General features: G+C 56.9%; 21 protein-coding genes and 1 pseudogene. 13 read left to right on the forward strand and 9 right to left on the reverse strand.

Annotated features, from left to right (window positions below; translation table 11 throughout):
- Positions 1-258: 258 nt before the first annotated feature.
- Together EU557_RS25945 and EU557_RS10575 are read right to left on the reverse strand one after the other, a co-directional pair.
- Entirely contained in the window at positions 259-390 is a 132-nt protein-coding gene (locus tag EU557_RS25945) for a hypothetical protein (protein WP_281062603.1), read from the reverse strand.
- 94 nt (positions 391-484) lie between these two features.
- Positions 485-787, reverse strand: coding sequence for a hypothetical protein (locus EU557_RS10575; RefSeq protein ID WP_135530436.1), 303 nt, complete (start codon positions 785-787; stop codon positions 485-487).
- Positions 788-1,055: 268 nt separating this feature from the next.
- Between EU557_RS10575 and EU557_RS10580 the strand changes: the two genes are divergently transcribed.
- Positions 1,056-1,388, forward strand: a complete 333-nt coding sequence (locus tag EU557_RS10580; protein ID WP_135530437.1) for a hypothetical protein — start codon at positions 1,056-1,058, stop codon at positions 1,386-1,388.
- Positions 1,389-1,480: 92 nt separating this feature from the next.
- Here the strand turns inward: EU557_RS10580 and EU557_RS10585 are convergent, their stop codons facing one another.
- The gene (locus tag EU557_RS10585; RefSeq protein ID WP_135530438.1) at positions 1,481-1,885 is read right to left on the reverse strand and encodes a hypothetical protein; all 405 of its coding nucleotides are present in this window, start codon (positions 1,883-1,885) and stop codon (positions 1,481-1,483) included.
- 531 nt (positions 1,886-2,416) lie between these two features.
- Here EU557_RS10585 and EU557_RS10590 point away from each other — a divergent pair.
- Positions 2,417-2,758 (forward strand): hypothetical protein, encoded by a 342-nt coding sequence (locus EU557_RS10590; protein ID WP_135530439.1) that lies wholly within the window; start codon positions 2,417-2,419, stop codon positions 2,756-2,758.
- 104 nt (positions 2,759-2,862) lie between these two features.
- Here EU557_RS10590 and EU557_RS10595 read toward each other — a convergent pair whose 3' ends face one another.
- The 5 genes from EU557_RS10595 to EU557_RS25835 all read right to left on the reverse strand — a co-directional run bounded on the left by EU557_RS10595 (position 2,863) and on the right by EU557_RS25835 (position 5,087).
- Positions 2,863-3,297: a VOC family protein gene (locus EU557_RS10595; RefSeq protein ID WP_135530440.1), complete on the reverse strand. Its 435-nt coding sequence runs from the start codon at positions 3,295-3,297 to the stop codon at positions 2,863-2,865.
- 136 nt (positions 3,298-3,433) lie between these two features.
- Complete coding sequence (locus EU557_RS10600) at positions 3,434-4,006, reverse strand: hypothetical protein (protein ID WP_135530441.1); 573 nt, start codon at positions 4,004-4,006, stop codon at positions 3,434-3,436.
- 31 nt (positions 4,007-4,037) lie between these two features.
- On the reverse strand, positions 4,038-4,241 hold the full coding sequence (locus EU557_RS10605; protein WP_135530442.1) for a hypothetical protein: 204 nt from the start codon (positions 4,239-4,241) through the stop codon (positions 4,038-4,040).
- Between the two features lie 234 nt (positions 4,242-4,475).
- Entirely contained in the window at positions 4,476-4,958 is a 483-nt protein-coding gene (locus EU557_RS10610) for a DUF4274 domain-containing protein (RefSeq protein WP_135530443.1), read from the reverse strand.
- A gap of 33 nt (positions 4,959-4,991) precedes the next feature.
- Entirely contained in the window at positions 4,992-5,087 is a 96-nt protein-coding gene (locus EU557_RS25835) for an SHOCT domain-containing protein (RefSeq protein ID WP_245326234.1), read from the reverse strand.
- Positions 5,088-5,097: 10 nt separating this feature from the next.
- Between EU557_RS25835 and EU557_RS10620 the strand changes: the two are divergent.
- A pseudogene (locus EU557_RS10620) lies at positions 5,098-5,349 on the forward strand (DnaB-like helicase C-terminal domain-containing protein); the annotation flags it as partial.
- Between the two features lie 203 nt (positions 5,350-5,552).
- Positions 5,553-6,074 carry a hypothetical protein gene (locus EU557_RS10625; protein ID WP_135530445.1) on the forward strand — a complete coding sequence of 174 codons (522 nt, stop codon included), beginning with the start codon at positions 5,553-5,555 and terminating at the stop codon, positions 6,072-6,074.
- A 475-nt stretch (positions 6,075-6,549) separates the two neighbouring features.
- Here EU557_RS10625 and EU557_RS10630 read toward each other — a convergent pair whose 3' ends face one another.
- A complete protein-coding gene (locus EU557_RS10630; RefSeq protein WP_135530446.1) occupies positions 6,550-6,735 on the reverse strand; it encodes a hypothetical protein in 186 nt (61 codons plus the stop codon).
- Between the two features lie 837 nt (positions 6,736-7,572).
- Here EU557_RS10630 and EU557_RS10635 point away from each other — a divergent pair.
- From EU557_RS10635 to EU557_RS10675, 9 genes are all read left to right on the forward strand, one after another.
- Positions 7,573-7,827 (forward strand): DUF5681 domain-containing protein, encoded by a 255-nt coding sequence (locus EU557_RS10635; protein ID WP_135530447.1) that lies wholly within the window; start codon positions 7,573-7,575, stop codon positions 7,825-7,827.
- Between the two features lie 93 nt (positions 7,828-7,920).
- Positions 7,921-9,072: a PBSX family phage terminase large subunit gene (locus tag EU557_RS10640; RefSeq protein ID WP_135530448.1), complete on the forward strand. Its 1,152-nt coding sequence runs from the start codon at positions 7,921-7,923 to the stop codon at positions 9,070-9,072.
- A 468-nt stretch (positions 9,073-9,540) separates the two neighbouring features.
- A complete protein-coding gene (locus EU557_RS10645; RefSeq protein ID WP_135530449.1) occupies positions 9,541-9,840 on the forward strand; it encodes a hypothetical protein in 300 nt (99 codons plus the stop codon).
- Positions 9,841-10,268: 428 nt separating this feature from the next.
- Complete coding sequence (locus EU557_RS10650) at positions 10,269-10,709, forward strand: hypothetical protein (RefSeq protein WP_135530450.1); 441 nt, start codon at positions 10,269-10,271, stop codon at positions 10,707-10,709.
- A gap of 2 nt (positions 10,710-10,711) precedes the next feature.
- Positions 10,712-11,188, forward strand: a complete 477-nt coding sequence (locus tag EU557_RS10655) for a hypothetical protein (RefSeq protein ID WP_135530451.1) — start codon at positions 10,712-10,714, stop codon at positions 11,186-11,188.
- Positions 11,188-12,555: a hypothetical protein gene (locus EU557_RS10660; protein ID WP_135530452.1), complete on the forward strand. Its 1,368-nt coding sequence runs from the start codon at positions 11,188-11,190 to the stop codon at positions 12,553-12,555. The genes EU557_RS10655 and EU557_RS10660 overlap by 1 nt, the downstream gene beginning before the upstream one ends.
- Complete coding sequence (locus EU557_RS10665) at positions 12,555-15,767, forward strand: PKD domain-containing protein (RefSeq protein WP_135530453.1); 3,213 nt, start codon at positions 12,555-12,557, stop codon at positions 15,765-15,767. Before EU557_RS10660 ends, EU557_RS10665 begins: the two co-directional genes overlap by 1 nt.
- A gap of 134 nt (positions 15,768-15,901) precedes the next feature.
- Positions 15,902-16,324: a hypothetical protein gene (locus EU557_RS10670; RefSeq protein ID WP_135530454.1), complete on the forward strand. Its 423-nt coding sequence runs from the start codon at positions 15,902-15,904 to the stop codon at positions 16,322-16,324.
- On the forward strand, positions 16,324-18,363 hold the full coding sequence (locus EU557_RS10675) for a hypothetical protein (protein WP_135530455.1): 2,040 nt from the start codon (positions 16,324-16,326) through the stop codon (positions 18,361-18,363). The genes EU557_RS10670 and EU557_RS10675 overlap by 1 nt, the downstream gene beginning before the upstream one ends.
- The last annotated feature ends 12 nt before the right edge of the window (positions 18,364-18,375 follow it).

Here is an 18,375-nt window from a genome sequence, read left to right on the forward strand (position 1 = left end):
AGTGGATTGGATAACCAAGGTAGTAAATTGCTAAAGAGGGTAGAGCAGGAACATAAAAAGCCCCACCGGGGCCGGTAGGGCTTTTTCCGTCAGGAACGTAGCGTGAGGAGCCTAGCGGCCACTAATGCCAGCGGCGTACCCATTGTAGCAGTCTCGTTCGGCCGCCGTAGTGGCGTACGCGGCGTTTTCGCGCGCTTGAGCAGCTTGCTCACTTACGGTAGCCTCAAAATCGGCAGTAGCACCACCTTAGTAGTCAAGTCAATAGTCCCGGTCCTGCAGCCCGGCAAAGCGCCCGTCGGCATATTCTGGCGTAACGAAGTTTACGTTAGCGGCGGGTTTGCTGGTCGCGGCATGGGAAGCCGATACAGAACCCAAGCCTAATAGGGCCACGACAGAAGGAAGCGGAAGATGGTTTTCATGCGAAATAGAAAGGAAAAGAATAGATAAGGGAAAAGAACGGATGAGATAATTCCGGACTGGTGGACTAGTACTGCAGGCCGTTCACATAGCCGCGCCAGTAGATGGGCTCCTCGGAGTTGCGGGCGTTATAGGTGGCGCGCTGAACGGCAGCATCGATGGCATCCTGATACTCTTGCGTGCCACGGCCATAGGCGGAGGCGTAGTTGGCTTCCTCGTCGGCGCCATCAGCCATGCCCTGTTCGTAGGAAAGGGCAAACGTTGTAGTGGTGGTAGCGTGGGACGCTACAGGGAGGGCAATGGCTTGCAGGGCCGGGCTAATGCTGAGCAGCAAGGCGGAGGCGGCCAGAACACGAAGGATCGTTTTCATACGGTAATTGATAAGGATGGTGGTGAATGAATACCCCAAGCTAGGCTTGCTGGGTACCTTTATCAAGTCCTAAATGCTTGAAATTGTGCCATTCAATCTCTATAATGTTCTCAGGCGCACGTGCAAAACCAGTTCCTGTGGCTTCAACAGGGCTACGCAGGTGGGTAAGTTCATCCCTTCTGTCACAATTCCGGTTAAGGTGGCCTTTACAGGCCGCGCCTATCCATCCACCTTTCACGCCATGTCATTCACCACTTACTGTATTTCTATGAAACGTGTATTGTGTACGCTTTTCCTATCCGTGCTGCTGCTCGGGGGACTCACGGTCCAGGCCACTCCAACGACTTTCGCTTCCTCGCAGACGGTTACCGTTACCCCAGGCGATTACTACAGTGGACTGGCGACGGGCACGGGGCATAAGGACTACTATGCCAGTATCTATGGGGCCGGCACGCCGGCGTATACGGCTGCCATTGACAGCGATCACTACGAGGCCATCCGCAGCCTGCGATACCCCACGGAGAACTACGACCAGCACGAGATAGACTTCTGGAGTGGCTTTATCGATGGATTGGGCCGTCCGCTGGAAGAAGAGTACTAAGCCGGGTTGCACGCAAAAAAAGCCCCTCCACTACGGAGGGGCTTTTTTTTGTGATTGTTGAGTAGCACTGGCAATAGGCCAGGGGGGCCGGCTTAGTCGAAGACCGGCTCATAGGGGCCGTCGCCCCCGCCCCCGCCGGGGCCGGTACCGCCGCCCCCGCCGCCCGGGCTACCGCATACTACCGGAGTGTTATAGCCTTCTTCCATGCCCTCCACGTACCCGTTCCAGTAATCATACTCTTCCGGCGTTGTGGCGTAGCTGCGGTTTCGCTCCGCCCAGGGATGGTAATAGGTAGTGTACTTATATTGAAACTGGGCGCCGTCGATGCACTTGTTCTCCTCGGCTTCCTTCTTACCATGGGTGTAGCCGTCCACATAATCGGTATAGGAGACGGCGGAACGGGTTTCAATCGCCGGGCGGCTTGGCGTAAAGGCAGAGGTCGCGGCACCCAGGGCCAGTAGGGCGCTCAGCGAGAGAGAGCGAACGAGTAACTTCATGAAGGATAAGACTAGAAGGTGAAAGAATAGCTAATAGTAAGGCAAGCCGAGCCGGTTGTACAGGACAGAAGTCATAGCTTTGTGACTGGAGAGTGGGCGGATTCACGGAAAAAGAAAAAGGCGGTCCCTCCTGAGAAACGCCTCTCTCCAAACTTCCCTTTTCCGCGGCTAACCATTTCCGAGCGAGAAAGGGAAGGCAACCGATGAAGCTACGACTTTCCATTATAAATACAAATAAAACTAGAAATAGCCTACGATAGATAGGAGCGGTAGCACCCCCCCCTGTATTAGGTAATACCGCTCCAGACTGTCATTTTCTTACAAAATCGAGTCCTTATCTAAATGCAATGTTACAGGTGAAAATGCGATTTTTAGCATCTCACCAAAAACTTAATCTACCGTTACGCCGAAGTGCACCTCTATACCGCTATAGGGAGAGAAATACGTGCCAGCACAGATAGCACGGGCAGGAGAATAATAAGAGCTTTAGTATGGAAACGTAACTATTCTTCTTATCCTACTCCTTCGCGTATGCCTACCGCCCCCACTAGAGTAACCGATAGCCTGTACATGCAGTGCGTCGTCGAGCAAAACGTTCCCGCGGCCTACGTGCCGCTGTTGCAGAACCACGTGGCGGCTATCTGCCAGGCGAGTGGTATGCCGGGCCTGCAGAGTCAGATCGTAGCACACCCACTCGTATTCGCGGTCAGGGAGATTCGCTACTCAGTGCATCAGCAGAGCGTGCTGGTGCAGCTGGGGTTCACTGTAGTATACAACCCCAGCAGTGGTACCAGCAGGAGCGAGGCGTCTGCCATCGTGCTGCCCGGCCCGGAGGAAGTAGAAAATTCTGTCATTGCAGAGGATGGGCTATAGCCTGGTGTCCTTTGCCCGGATGTCCCAGGCCTGAAATTGAAACCGCCCCAACCTACTACAGGCCGGGGCAGTGTTTTTCTGGTGAAGGGAACTCGCCTTACTTACTACGCGGCTACTTCGGCGCTGGCCGGCTGCTGGGCGCAGACAGGATTCATGTAGAGGATATTCCAGAGGTGGCCGTCAAGGTCCTGGAAGTTGCGGTCGTACATGAACTCCACTTCGTTTTGCGGCTGCTGCGGCACGACGTGTCCGCCGACGGCCAAGGCAGCGTCGGCTATGCGGTCTACTTCGGTGCGGCTGTCCACCGAGAGGCAGAGAATGGCTTCATTGGTCTGGTGGGCATTGATCAGGGGCTTGGCCGTAAACGACTGGAAGAAGGGCTCTGTCAGCAGCATCACGTAGATCGTGTCGCTGACGACCATACAGGTGCCTCGTTCATCGGTCATCTGCTGATCGAAGCGAAACCCTAGTTGAGTGAAGAAGGCCACGGATGCGCCCAGGTCTTTGACGGGCAGGTTTACGAAAATACTAGTTGCCATGTGGGGGTTGGGTTAGTGGGTACAGGGCAAAAGTAGGGGCTTCATCGACCGCTGAAGGCCGGTGAATGCGACAACCTGCGGGGGTATTTGCGACAAATTTTTTAGCAATTCGGAGAACTCGTTAAGCACTTGATTGCTACCTCTTGCTGACCGGTTTTATCTGAATAGAGGAGAAGAAGCGACGGCGCTGCGCACTACCGCTGATGCCTGCCGTGTCGGTCAGGTCGCGGGGAATAAAGTTAAAGGCATACCCAACCCCACTGGCCACTAGGCTACGGGAATACTTTACCGTCAACTTGCCTGTACTATTATGACGGGCTCGGTACTTTACTTCTATGCCAGGTCCCGCGGCTGTTGTGAACTGGGTGCGCTCTAGCAAGACCCCATCCTTTTGGCTACGGAGCATCCCATTGATTACTCCTGAATAATACTGCTCTCTGTTTTCTTCGCCCTCTAACGTGGCGGCTTGTTCAGGGGGCATCTTTACCTGCATAATCTGATAAAGACCGACTGAATCGGAGGACATAAACACACGGGTGTTGGGGATGGTGCGCCCGGTCAACTTCTCCATGTTCATCTCCTCGGCCGGCTTTGGAAGCAGTACCTGTAGTTGCTCATCCACGGAGAAAGGAACCCAACCGGAGCCGATGAAAGAAGTAAGGGGCAGGCTCAGTACTACGAAAGCCCGAATAAGGTAGCTATGTTTCATAGTGCAAGATAGGGGGCAAGGCCAGAGTGGTCTAGCGCAGCACCCGCTGCTTCTGCTGCTCGAACTCCCGGGCATTGCTATGTTCCTCAACAGCTACTTTCGGCTTATGGCGACGTGACCAGCGCCAGAAAGCGTACAACAGCACGAGGACGGGTAGTGTAAGAATACCGGTCATGACGAGTAGCAGCGAAGAGCCGCTGATGTCGCCCAGCAATAGCAATAGGGAGGTGAGCATTGCGATAAGGGATAGGCCTAGGTATATAGGTCGAAACACACTGCCATAGGTACGGATATCCGTGTTAGCACGGATTGCATAAACGGGGGAAGAGGTAGACGGGTGGAGGGGCGGCTAGGCCTAGGGTAGCACTCAGCGCTTCTGCTGCAAGGTATAGGATGATTATACTAGCCTAGTAAGACACAACTCCGCCCTTTGTAGGCCAGGGCCGTTCCATTTAGGTGATAATAGAAATCAATACAACTCTACGGGAAATTGCCCAACCTGCGGCTGCTTTATATAGTCCGGGATGCTCCACTTGGGATTCGGGTAGGTGGAGTCTATGGGCTCCGCCTTTACATCCTGTCGCGGATCGTACGAAATCAGGTTAGTCCGATAAAAGCCTACTTCCCAATTGGTCATGATTTTACGCAGGAGCCGGTATACGTCTGCATCGTAAGTGGCCTCCTGTTCAGTAGCAAACTCCGTGTAATAGCTAGGCTGCGCATGCCAGAAGATCATGGCGGCCGTGGCCTTATCGCAGATCGGGTTGTCAATTATCCACAGAAGGACTTCCATGCCGTCATCCCAGTTGTAGACGCCCGCGATAAGATGCAGCTCAACCGGATTTGTGAGGGAGTCGAAGAACTCCTTATCAGGTTCACGCTCCTCGAAGCTAAACTGAAATAATTTATCCGCCAGGAGCTGAGCTCGCTCTTCTGATACTGAATAATCCATTTTCGGAATGTATGTACTTAGCTAAGCTTGAATCTAGCGCAGTACTTGGCGCTTCTGCTCCTCGAACTCCTGGGCGTTGAGTAAACCCTGCTCGTGGAGCTGCTGGAGCTTGCGCAGTTCATTGGCCACGGATGATGGGAGAACCGTGGAAATCGGCTCCATTACCCGTGCCCTGAAGCAAACCGCTAAAGAGCTCGGCGTGCCTATCCTGGCCCTAGCCCAACTCAGCCGCGCCCCCTAGCAGCGCGGTGGCGACAAAAAGCCTATGCTCTCCGACCTACGCGAATCCGGCGACATCGAGCAGGACGCCGACATCGTCGTGTTTCCCTACCGCCCTGCCTACTATGACATTAAGGAAGACGACATGGGTAACCCCACCACGGACTTGTCTTAGCTGATTTTCGGCAAGCACCGCAACGGCCCGCTGGATGAGTTGATCGTGGGCTCTACCTTGCACAATGGCCGCTACTTCGATCTGTAGTCGGCTGTGCCCGTCGGCCCACCACACGGTGCCCCAGGCCACGAATCGCGTCCCACCCGGCGCACGGCCACCCCTAGCGAATTCATGCCTGATGAAACAGACCCCGGCTTCTAATGGAAATCATCCTGCTACCTCCCGTTCCCGCCGCCCTTCGTTCCTTGGCGGCCAAGCAACTCGCCAGACCAACTCAGACTACCCGCCGCACGGTGCTGCAGCACCTCATTCATCTCGCGCGCTTGCACCGCAACATGCAGGAAGTTATGCTGGAACGCACCAAGCCCGAGCACTGCCTCACGCGCCAGCCCAATAAGCAGGCTGCTGCCTGGCAACACCGTCTGCGGGAATTCCACCTTTCCCGCCGGGCTTTACGCCATGCCTACGACGCCTACCTGCAGGCGGCGCCGGCCGTGGCCCAGGCTATGAGTGACTGGCAGACGCAGCAGGGGATTGCGCCGGGCACCCACTTCACCTACGAACACGATGATGATGCTCTCGTGCTCTACCTGCAGCCGGTCCTGTCAGCACTGGAAGCGGAGGCAGATGCGCTGAAAAAACAGGCTATCGAGCGCTGGGTAGAAGCTACGCACAACTACTTCCGCTTGCTGATTCCACCTTCATTGGGCCTGGCCGCTTGAGTGTTAACTGTCACAGTAGGGGAGGGGCGCTTTCGGGCCCAGTGATGGGGCTCCCCCTACCACGTGGTGGAAACGGTAGAGGAAGCCCTACGCTTGGTTACGGCTTTGGGGCCTTGATGAAGAGCAGAGTGGGAGATGCCTCACTTCCGCTTAAGCGCTCTTTTAATTCATACCCCTCTTGCTGAAGCCGCTTAATGGTGGAATAATACAGCTCATTAATGCTCACTGCGTATTTCTCCAACCCTGAGCGCAGGGTGATGTCAATAACCTCGCTTTTACCCTCTCCTCGGGTAATAACCACTTTGCGAGCCGACAGATCAATGCGCGCCGCAGCCCAGCATAAAGAATAGTTTTTTCATAGGCCCCCAAGATAGGTAACCACTTTCAGCAACTCCCCTTATGCTCGCCTCTGTCCACGAAAAAAGGCCCACCCACCGAGCGAGCCTTTCAGATCAGTTCCATAGTAGCCGTTGCTTCATGCGCCGGTATTCTGCTGTGAAGCACGACTCGCCTGTACATTAGATAGTTCGGCTTTGATTTTCGCTAACTTGAATTTTAGCCAGCTGCGGTCCTCCTCTGTCTTGGCCTCGTCAAAGCGAGTAGTCAAGGCTTCTATTTCAATTTGCAACAGGTAAGCTAAGTCCAGTGTTTCGTGTAACATGTTAAGGGTATGGTAAAACGGGTGGGAGTGGAGCGTAGACCTAAGGGGTTCTAAAACTACTCAATGGTCCCCTACGAAGCATCCAGGTACTTCGTTCAGCTTCGCCACTAGCCCATAGCACACCACGTGCCAGGATATACCCGTTCCACGTTGGTTTCTATTCTTTCTGCGAAAACTGTGATGTTTGTTCCGACAAGTCTTGCAGTGTCGCTAGCTCGGTTAACAGGCGGTTGGCACTAAACAAGCCGGCTATCGCAGCCCAGTGCTGTAACCGCCGATCAGCGGCCGTTTGTGGCATTGGAAGGTGTTGTGCTTCTGGCCTCAGCGAGTGTCCTGTCTTCATATCTCCAGCACGTTAGTGTGCCCTAGTATACACAATCTTTCCCTAATCCCTATGCTGACTAGCAACAGTTCTCCCACCTACCTTCCCATCCTGGCCCTAGTCACCATTCCCGCTTGGCAGTCCCACGCAGAACTGCTCCGCCAAGTGCTCTTCCAACTCGACCCAAAGAGCGGCGCCGCATCCTCGACTACTTCAGCCTGCCACCTGAGCCGCCCAGGCGCAAGGCCTACCCGATTGGCGAGTGCATGCAAGCGACCCGCCGGGTAGCCGAACTCCTAACTCCTGCACGCGCACCCGAGTTGGCCCCAGGCCAGAGCGCGGGCTACAGTGGCTCGCGACCTAGGTGTCAGCACTGTACAGTTGCGCCGTATGCTCCGCCACGTCAATCAGTAAAACTGCGCGACGCTTTTGGGCATCGGCGTTTTGTATTCAAAAAAGGGTAGTTGAAGCTTGCAAGGCCTGTGAAAAACAGGCAAGAACAGGCAACTACCCCCGTGGCAAAATATAACAAAGGCAAGTCCGGAAACCCATCCGGACGCCCGAAAGGCGCGAAAAGCAAGTTCACAACTGCTCTGGTTGAGCGGATTGAGGACGTGTTGACCAAGCTCGACGAAACGCTGCTGGAAGATATTGAGAAGCTTACCCCTGCTAAGCGGGTGGAGGCCTTTTTACAGCTGCAGGAGTACGCACGGCCCAAGCTCAGCCGCAAAGAGCACACGGGCGAAGGCGGTGGCCCGATTGAAATTTAGACCATCCGGCTAACGGAGGTAAAGTGGGAGGGCCAGTCATGAGCACTGGCACTCTTGACATCCGGCATACCAGCGTCTTCACCCGCAACCTAGATGCTGCCCAGACGCCCGACGCGCATTGTCGTTAATCAGGTCGGCACGCGAAGCAGCAAGACGGTAAGCTTGGTGCAGCTGGCCATCTACCTATGTCTAACGCAGCCGGGCATCTTGTTCAGCATCGTGCGTGAGACGCTGCCTGCGCTGACTGCCACCGTATTACGTGACTTTGAAGAGCAGCTGGCAGCCTTGGAATTGCATAAAGTGCTCGACAGCCACAACAAGAAGGATCACCTCTACACGTTCCCGAACGGAAGTCAAGTAGAGGACTTCAGCATTGATGATGCCCAGAAAATACGCGGGCGAAAGCGCGACTACTTGCTGGCGAATGAGGCCAATGAACTGCGGCTCGATGACTGGCGCCAACTGATCTTCCTCACCAGTAGGGTCCTGTTTATTGATTACAACCCTAGTGAGGAGTTCCACTGGCTCTATGACGAGGTGGTACCACGTCAAGACTGTGTCTTTATCCAAAGCACCTACCGGGATAACCCTTTCCTGCCTGCTACCATCCTGCACGAAATCAAACTGCTGGAAGCGGCTGACCCTAACTATTGGCGCGTGTACGGCCTAGGAGAGCGAGGCGTAGCCGGCACCACCATCTTCACCCACTGGCAGCAGTGCGCCACCGTGCCTGCCCATGCCCAGCACAAGCGCTACGGCCTCGACTTCGGGTATAATCACCCCACTAGTCTAGTCGAGATCAATGAAACGCCTGAGGCCCGCTACTGGCAGCAGCGCCTGTACCAGTCGCAGCTCACCACACCTGACCTAATTGAACATCTGAAGCGGCTGATTCCAAACAAGCGCGATACCATCTACGCTGACCACGCCCGGCCTGAAATCATTGAGGATATCCGGCGGGCCGGCTTTCACATCACAGAGGCTGATAAAGCTGTGAAGGCGGGCATAGACGACGTGAAGAGCAAGCCCCTGTTCGTCACGGCTGATAGCGTGGATCTGATCAAGGAGTTGCGGGCCTACAAGTGGAAAACCCTGCGCTCGGGTGTCATCCTCGACGAGCCCGTGAAGGTGAACGATGACGTTATTGACGCGGGCCGCTACGGTACCTACTCCTACACGCTGCAGCACAAGACCAGCGCCCCGATTACCGTTTCCCAATCCTTTGGCCCCAACCGCCGCCGCTAATGCTTATGCTCCCTCTCCACACACTACCCGCCTGCTGGGGTGATATTACCCTGGCTCAGGCCGTGAAGCTGGAAGCCCTGGGGGGATGCCAGTATTCAGGACTGCCTGGCCTTGCTGTTGGATTGCGGTCTTCCCGACCTGCTCCAGCTGAGCGGGCCCGAGCTAGGGGCTGCCTTGCATCAGGTACTGTTTCTAGCTGCTGATGCCAAGCCTGACTTCACATCCTTCGTCGGCCTACATCCATCTTCCTAGGTGATGTAGAGGTGCCGATCCTCGACACGCTCGAAGACCTGAGCTTCAGGCAAGCTGCCGATATCGGCGCCCTAATGCACGATCATACAGCGGATATTCCCCAGCTGCGCCTGCTGGTGCTGGCCACCATCCTCCAGCCCGCCTACGCTGGTATCGCCTACGACTCCGACCGGGTAGCCGTGGTGGAGGCACTGTGTCAGGAAGTTAAGCTCAGGCATGCGCTGCCGCTCACTGATTTTTTTTGCCGACTACGACCGCATCCGCAGAGCCCACGCTGCTCAGCTCAAGCGCATCCCCTTAAGCCGAGCCGAGCAAGCCGCGGGCGTGGGTAAGTTCTCCGAGGAGTGGGACGCCCTGGCTGTGGTAGATGCCTTAGCTGGGGGCGATAAGACCCGCTGGGACTACTTCTTCCAGAAAGCCTGGGGAGAGGTCAATACCATGATTGAGCTGGAAAACCACAAAGCCTACTACCGCTACCAGGTGCAGGTGCAGCAGGAACGGCAACAGAAACGATAGGCTTAGCGCAGGAGCTTCCTCGCTGCTACAATCAGGACAATAGGCACCCAGATTGGCCAAAGGATGGCTAGCCAAAACATCGCATATCGAATAGGCATATCCTGCCCTGCTGCCCCTAGAAGGGCAAATAGAAGCAGAGCAGACACAACAAGGATCATAAATGGGCGCATTCTTTAAAATAGTAACCCAGCATAATAAATCCTATCGCACCCACCTCTTGAGCAATAGCCCAAATCCTACTACGAAAAGAACGAACAGCAAAAACGGCCCACCCACTATGAGGAGGATAAGCGCCACACCTGCCATATCCTCTAGGGTGACTCGTTGCTTCAGCCAAAAGGTGATGGCAGGAAGCAGCAGCATACAGACGAGAAGCAGCACTAAAACAATACGCACGAGTATAGCCATGCCCCCAAGATAACCACCCGATGCAATATCCCATTCCCACTCTACGCGCCTGCGCTGCCCTGGCCATTCCCGGCTGCCACTTCGCCCATGGTGAAAAGGAAGAGGCCAACATCATCCTCGATCAGCTCACGCCCGAAAGCCGAGTAGTGCTAGTCGAAGACAAGATGCTGGTAACGCCTACCGTAAACAAATTCGGGGTACGCACTACGGTCACCTTTCAAGCTACCGTGTCGGGGCTGGCCTACTCGCAGATGACCGATGATGCGGAGGCTAGAGGCCCGCGCATGGATAGCCTGCTGAATCAGGCCTTGGCGCTGCTATCGGCACTGGAGAAGCACCCGAGCCTAGCCAAGGTCATGAGCCGCAGCATTGTGATGGCTTACAATCAATTCGACGCCAACCTCGACGGGGTGGTGATGCAACTCGACCTCACGCCTGCCGAGCGGGCTTCCCTGTGCTAGCCATGAACTTAGCCGAGCTGCTCAATGCCGAGTTTACCCGCACCCAGCAAGAGCTAGGCGACAGCATCACGCAGTCTGGCCAGCGGGCTACAGGCCGCACTATTGCTGCCCTGCGGCGTGAGTCTAGCCCCGAGCTAGCCCGCCTCTACGGCCCCGCTCACCTTGGCGCCCTGGAAGAAGGCAGCGGCCCTGCTCGGAACCCGGATGCGAAGCCCGGCCGCGCCATGATTGCCGATATCCAGGCCTGGCTACAAGCCCGCGGCTATGATGCCTCTCCCTGGGCCGTGGCCACATCCATTCTGCGCAAGGGTACGCGCTTGTTTCGCGGCGAAGATCCGCGCTTCGCTAGGCCCACGGGCACGCTGCGCGACGTGCTACAAGCTAGCCGCGCCCGTCTGCGCACCGATCTAGCCGCCGAAACGCGCCGCTCCCTGCGCTCGGAGCTCTTCGCTGACCTCACTTCTACAACCGCTTACTAATGCCCGCACTCGATACCGTTACTATTGGCGTTCAGCACACCTGCTCCACTACGGGTGGTGGGGCAGAGCTACGCGTTACCGTGCGCAGCACCTCTTCGGAGGGGGCCACATCCGTGTTCTGCTCGGTGCAGGGCGCGGATGGCACGCTGCAAACGCTGGGCAGCACGGGCGCCTCGGCTACACTTAAGTTCGGTGGCGTTAAGGATGGCGAGTACACCATCACGGGTGGTGATAACACGGGCCTGGAGTCGGAGCCTCGCACCTACACGGTCGCCTGTGGTAACGTGGGTACGGCCGAGAGCTGCGACCTGAGCGTAACGGATCTGAAAGTCTACCAGCCTACCCAGGCAGGTGCTACAGGCAGTATGAGCGTGCAGGTAGCTACCTCAGCTGCCAACTACACCGTTAGCGTTACCCGCCTCTCCGACAACTTCACCGAGCAGCTAGCGCCCATCTACACGCCCGGTCAGTTTCAGGCAGGAGCCGTGCCAGCAGGCAGCTACCGCTTCAACTTCCAGGATGCGCGCGGTTGCAAAGCTTCCGTGGATGTAACTATCAACGCGGCGTCGGCACCACCGGTAGTCGTGCCACCACCCCCGGTGCCCCGCTGGTTTGCGGTGGGTGGCTTGCAGCCCCGGCCCGCGTACCTAGCTACCCCCGTCAGTAGCCTGCATGATAGCAATTTTGCTCCCCGCATCGGTCTGCACGTGGTGGTAGAGCTACGACGAGATGGGCAGGAGCTACCATTTGCCCGGCTGCGCAAGACAGTCCGGAAGGAAGCCGAGCAGGTCGATATCTCCCAGGCCCTGCACACGCAGCTGCGGCCCGAGGCCCGCTACCCCGTGGGCGTGGTGACGCATGATGCCGATGCTACCCTAGCCTTTCGGGCCCGCTACCGCGAAGCCGATCAGCAGGGTGAAGGCGACTGGCAGGAAGAAGACGTGGTGCACTACGCCGTGCTCAGTGCGTTGCCTGAGTTCGATCCCACTACGGCGTATCTGGCCAGCGCCACCACTCCAGCCAAGCCACTCAGCGCCTTTGCCAGTGGGCAAGCCGTCGCCTGGAATGGTTTGCCGCTGGATGTGGCCGTGTGGCTGCCCACGCCACGCCCTGCCACCTATGCTGAGTTCGTGTACCGCGATGGCCTAGGCCGCACGCTCGATGTACGTTCCATTGAACTGCCTGCCTCTTTGCCGGCTGGGGTTACGCGCGTGCCGCTGCCCCTCAAGCCGCATGCGCAAGCCTCTACGGTAACCTTTCAGCTCACCGACACGGCCCGCACTTCGGCGCCTGATGAGCTGCCACCCGTGCGGCCTGAAGCCCACGACTATGCAATTCCGGATCTCAACGATAACGATTACCGCTAATGGCAACCACTACTGCCCAACTTCAACAAGAGCTTGATACGCTAAGCCGGGATATCCTGGGCACCCTGCAGCCAGGAGCTAACGTTTCCGGCCCTCAGCTAGCCGCGCTGCTTACTCGGCACACTACCCTGACCAAAGACCTCTCGGCTATGCAGGCAGCGGGCGCATCGGTCCTGCGCTACGGCACGGGCGTGCCCAGCAACAGCCTCGGTACGGATGGCGACCTCTACCGCAATACGGCCAATGGCGATGAATACCAGAAGGTGGCAGGCTCTTACGTCCTGCGGCAGAACCTGAAGGGCAAGGATGGCTATACGCCCCAAAAAGGCAAGGACTACGTTGATGGCACCGATGGCTTCGATGGCAATGAGATTGTGGATAAGACCTACGCACCCAAGGCAGCAGATAATGCCGGCTACAAGGAAGGGGATCAGTGGTTCTACACCATCAGCCAGAGCAGCTATGAGCGCTATGCTCACCTAAACGGAGAGTGGAGACTGGTTTTTCGGAAAGCTGAGACAACGACTACGCCGCCTGTCTCAGCCGATACGCAGGCGCCGAACCTCAGCTTTACCGCGCCTGCCTCGGGGGCTACGGTGCCCGTGGGCACCCAACTGACGCTCACAGCCACGGCAACTGATAACGTAGCCGTGACGACCGTAGAGTTTCTCAACGGGGCCACCGGCGCTAGCCTAGGCCAGGGAGCTAAGAACGGCAACACGTACACGCTGCCCTATACCGTCAGTGTTGCCGGCCCGCTCTCGTTGGTTGCCAAGGCATCGGATGCGGCTGGCAACGTGCAAACGGGTACCGTCAATATTACGGTGCAGGCTCCCGGCGGTAACGTGCTGCCGGTGGCCAATGCCGGTTCCGATGTCACCCTGCAGCTGCCCACCAACCAGGTAGCGCTGATGGGCTCTGGCACAGATTCGGACGGTACTATTTCGGCCTACGCCTGGTCCCAGATTACCGGGCCCAACAATGCAACAGGCATTCCGGCTACTACGCAGAATGTGGTAGTGAGTGGCCTAGTGGCGGGCATCTACCAATTCCGCCTCACTGTTACGGATGACAAGAACGGGCAGAAGTCGGATGACGTGCTAGTGACGGTGAATGCGGCGCCGGTGAGCACTTCTCTACCAGTGCGACTGCTCACGTTTGATGACAACCACAACCCGCATCTGTTAGCCGGACCGAACAGGCGCTCCTTTACCAAGGAAATAGGGCTGAATGTAGTGCTTACGGGTACGAAGAAAATACATGACACCTATGGTTTCATGTACGGGGGAGAACAGTACTACATGTCCTCCGACTATCCCGGCAACCCGTACGAGGTCACTACTATTACCCTTTACAAAGCCAATAATGCCGGAACTGATTATGTAACGCTTAACCCAGTGGCCTCCATTGATTTCAGTGTACCAGGCCGCATTCCATCAGGCATTGGTGGCTATTCTGGTATTGGCCCTCGGCCAGTAATTAGTTCGCCTACGGTCTTTCTGCGTCCGGGGGGCAAACTGGGCATTATCGTAATGTACCAGCCCAATACGTACGACGGAAGTAACAGCTACGGCATTTTCGTCGAGGCCAGCGGCATTAACCTAGCACAGGTCAGCAATGGCATCCTGCTTACAGGTAGTGCTCTCACCTATGACCAAGGTAATAAGGCCACCAATACCCCTGGCAGTTTTATTGATTTTGCCTTGCGCCGCATTGGTGGCATGTATTACCTAGCCTACCGCTGCTTTGAGAAATTCAACACGGCAGAATATGGCATGGGCTTACGACTTGCTCGGTCACCTAATGTGCTCGGGCCCTATAATGACATAGCTGCCAACCTACTAGCCACAGCCTACAACAGCGAAGGGGCAACCGACATCACGGTTACCGCCGAGGCGCCCGATCTGTATGAGAATGCCGATGGTACCATTGATTTCCATTTTGATGATTACGCGGGCCTGGGCATGCAGTATGGCACTTTCCCAGCCGGCAACATCTCCCGTGCTAGCCTGTCCACCCTAACGCAGATCACGGGCCCTAACAACTTAAAACTACGGCATAGCTCTTCGGTGGATATTACCGGCTCCATGCCGGTGTATCCAGACGATGCCAGCACAGCCCAAATCACTTACTCGGCACCGCCAGCGACGGGCACACCTACTTTCTCTTTTATGACCACGAAGAAGAGCGAGACAGCTACTGATGCCGTGTTTGATTACACGATTTCCACGCCGGTAGCCAGTGCTACACCTGTCAAAATCCCGATTCAGATTTCGAAAGCAGGCACTACGAGCATTATTATATTTGACTTTCCAGCCAACACACTCAGCAGAAGTGGATCTGGCACATCGGAGCGGGGCCCGAATGGGTACACCAACACTCAAACCTTGCTGTCCTCAACGGCATCAGGTGCTGTTGGGCCGTATAATCTGGCCGCAAACAGTTCCTCGTCATTTAATGTGACGGGTACGCAGGCAGCCAGTACGGCACCTCCCATTGTCACACTGTTTTTAGGTGATAAGACATTAGAAGGGGACCGAGTAAACTTCCCCGCCCTGTTCTCGGTAGACCGGATTCTTGCGCAAGACCTGACGGTATACACCGACGTAACCAAGGGGGCCGATGCACCATTGCGAGTGTCAAATATCATTAAGGCTGGTAGTAGCTCAGCCGCCTTCTACGGCTATTCAGAGCGGCGTGATGCTACGTATTTGAACACCCAAGCCTTGGTAGCCAACGCGGCCTACAGTATTGGTAGCCCTAGTGGTGGCTCATTCCAGGTGCTAGGGTTGCAAACCACTGGGGGCGGGGGCTATGAGGAAGGCACCCCGACTAAAATCCTCGATAGCAATTCTAGCTTCGCCCTGGCGGGAAGCATGCAGATAGCTCCCGCGCCCAACACCGACGATGGGACCATGCTCTACGTGGAGGCTGGCAAAGACGGTACGGCTACTATTCAGCTCACCAACTGCGTTGGCGTGGATGTAGGCTTCCAAACCTATGATGGCATCCCCGTTCGCTTTGATGTGCAGATAGCTGGCAGTACGTACAACATCAATGTAGCCAGCCCGCCCGCCTCAGCCTCTAGTGTCAGGCTGCCCACTACAGGCGAGCGCATTCAATTCCCCAGGGGTAACTACACTCTTACATTGATTGGTAGGGCAGCCTATAACTCGGCGCTGTATGCCGACTTTATCCTAGCCTACTATTAACAAAAAGCCCCAACCTGCAGAGGTTGGGGCTTTTTTGTGCCTTTTGTAAACTTCGTGGCGTTTTGAGCCTACTTCGTGGCGTTTTGGCGGGAGGCTAGTTGCGCTCCTACAGCAGAGGTAGCACCTTCGCTGGCATGGACGTGTATACCCAGCCTCTAGTCATTCAACTTCAGCCGTATTGCCCTGGCTCTGGGGTGTATCTGCGCTGGCTTTCGCCCCTGGGCAACTGGGAAGGCTGGCTATTTGAGGGTGATATTGACGACTCAACGCCCGCGCCCACGGGCAACACCTTCCAGCCAGCCAGAGGAGCGGCGCTGAAGCTGCGCAGCACAACTAGCACCCGCCGGTTGTTGCGAGCCGGCAACCTCACGCCCAGGCAGCATGCTGTGCTCAGCACCCTGCAGGATAGCCCCCAAGTTTACATGCAGGATGCGGGCGGGGCGCTTATGCCCGTGACTGTAGTGCCGGCTACTACGGGCCGGACTTCCGCTGAGAGCCGCACCGAGTTCGATGTAGAGATTGACCTCGGGCCCCGTAATACACTCACGCGCATCTAATGGCGGCGGCTCTCATTTTACGCGATGGGCAGCGCTTGCCACTCGCGGCTGATCAGCGGGTAGGCCTGACCGTGCAGGCCAATGACATCCTGAAGACGAGTAGCGTGCAAAGCGACTACTCCAACACACTCACGCTGGCTGACACGCCCGAGGTGCGCGCTGCGCTCCAGCAGCCCCAGCACGGACTTAGCCTCTCGGACGCGCCGTATCAGCAGCTGCCTTGCACGCTGGAAGCGGGCAACCTGGAAGTGCTGCCCAACGCCGTGGCCGTCGTCGAGCAGCACGAAACCGGTAAGGGCTTTGAAGCGCAGGTACTGGGTGGGAATAAGAACTTCTATGCTGCCATCGAAGGCAAGAAGCTACGGGAGCTGGCTTTCCCCTATAACACCGAGCATGACTGGGTGCTGCAGGATATGGCAGCTGGTGCTGGGCATACAGACTACTCGAAAGCGTACGTGTATGACCTCTACGATCGGGGCAAGGGCGGGCCGGCCCAGGATGCGCTACTCAAGCTCTATGAGGCGGATATCTACCCGAGCCTCTACGTGCGGGCTGTCTGGCAGCAAATCTTCAATGAAGCGCACTGTAAGTGGACAGGCCCGATGCCCGCCCTGTTTGATCGACTGCTGATGCCCTCGGCTACGGCGCCGGGCTACAGTGAGGAATTCCGCAAAGCGCGTAGGCTGCTGGCCGGCATCAACGGCAGCGGTGGCACGGGCGTCGGCGGGCCGAATACGGACTCCGGCCGCGCCTACGAAGGCCGGCCCGAGGTGGTACGGGTTGTGCCGTTTGATGACACCCCCGCCCGCTATGGCTACGTGGCGCCTACCACGCCCTTAGTCTGGAATCCTGCTGCTCATAGCTGGAAGGCCCTGGAGCCTTGCTACGTGAACATCAATGCCAGCCTGACGGTAGAGCTCAGCAGCCCGTTTGGCAGTGCCCAGGCCCAGCTCTTTACCTATGTCAATGGCCAGGAAATGGGCGGCGGGGCCATTGCCGAGAGCAAGAAGGGGGCGGATAGTACGTACGTCACGGTTTCCACCAGCGACAGTAAGCGGCTGCTGAAGGCGGGGGATGAGGTGACCATCAAAGTGAAGCTCAACAAGGCCAAAGCCGGCGTGTATGGTACCCACAAGTGGGGCTACACCATGTTCAGCGGCGCCGTATATGTGCGCGATGGCAACGCGCTGCCCCTTGATAGCTTTTCGGTGGAGGTGCTACCGGACTTTCCCCCAGGGGGGCGGGTGCGCTTGCAGGACTGGCTGCCCGACATGAGCCAGAAAGACTTTGTCAAGGGCATTATCGGCCTGTTTGGCCTGACGCAACAGACCGACCCCTACACGCGCACCATCACGTTTTCGCCCACAGGGCCCGCGCTGCAGCAGAACGCGGCTAATGCCCTTGATTGGACTCATAAGCTGGATGCCAGTGAGCCAGCGCCACGCCTGTTTCACCTCTCCGGACAGGCCCAGCAGAATTGGTTCCGCTGGAAAGAGGATGACAGCAACCCCGACCTGGCGAAAGAGCTGGGGGATGGCATGCTGCCCTGTCCGGATCAGACGCTCGATGCCAAGCGGGATGCGCTGGTACTGCCTTGGGCCGCTACCACCACGGGCACGAATGGACTGCTCTTGCTGCCCGTGTATAAAGCCCGCGTAGGCACCGTGTCGGTGGAACAGCAGTTCGATACCCAGAACCCGGTTACGCGCCTGGTAGTGCAAACGGGCGTGGCCAGGCGGGTGAAGCTGGTTGATGGTACCACTACCGTTACCATCAGCCCACTCATCACCACGTTCGGGGGGCTCGACTTTGCTACCTCGCTGCTGCCTGCTTACTACACGCACCTGGCTGCGGCCTACCGCCGGCCCTTAGTGCTGAAGCCCGCGGTGCGGTTGCGCCCCGATGAGGTAACGGACTTCAACCAGCTGGTGCCGGTGTGGCTGGAAAGCGAGGGGGCCATTTTTTACGCAAACAAACTCGACAACTGGGAGGCCGATCAGGCCTCGACGGTGGTTGAACTCATTCGCCTGACCTACTAAACCGCCACATAT

This window comes from Hymenobacter wooponensis (assembly GCF_004745865.1).
Lineage (GTDB): Bacteria > Bacteroidota > Bacteroidia > Cytophagales > Hymenobacteraceae > Hymenobacter > Hymenobacter wooponensis.